The 509-nt window shown below is 34.2% G+C and carries 1 pseudogene; it reads right to left on the bottom strand.

Annotation, left to right across the window (positions count from 1 at the left end):
• Positions 1-355: pseudogene (locus FUA24_RS02955) on the bottom strand (ATP-dependent DNA helicase RecG); the annotation flags it as partial.
• Between the last annotated feature and the right edge of the window lie 154 nt (positions 356-509).

Raw genomic sequence — 509 nt, 5'->3', positions numbered from 1 at the left:
CAAAGATAACATACGGCGTGTTTAATTTTAAACTGTCTTTAATCCATTTATGGCCTCTAAACCAAACGAGCTCCATAGTGCCTGTTTCGTCTTGAAATGTGGCTACTAATCGTTTGCCGCGTTTTTGCGCTACCTCTTTAAAGTTTTTAATAACTCCAATAACTTGTATTTCGGCATTACTTTGCTGTATTTGGTTTATTTTGTAATACCGCGTTCGGTCAATGTATCGGTTAGGGAATAGGTTGAGTAAATCTTGAAACGTATGAATATTAAGCTCTTTACGAAGTAAATCGGCTCGGTTAGGGCCAACACCTTTAAGATAATCTATGGGAGTTTGTAAAAAAGCCGTATTCATGGAACTAAAATAATTCTTTTGAAATAAATTGCAAGTGGCTTTTTGTACTAAAGTTTGCTATATTCACTCTATGAAAAACACGTGGATTTTATTATTAGTTTTAGTATCATTAGCTTGTTTTGGGCAACAAACTGATGTTGTTGATTTTAAAACC

Source organism: Seonamhaeicola marinus, from assembly GCF_008085455.1.
Note: the sequence above shows the minus strand (reverse complement) of the source record. Positions and strands in the feature narration are given on the sequence as shown.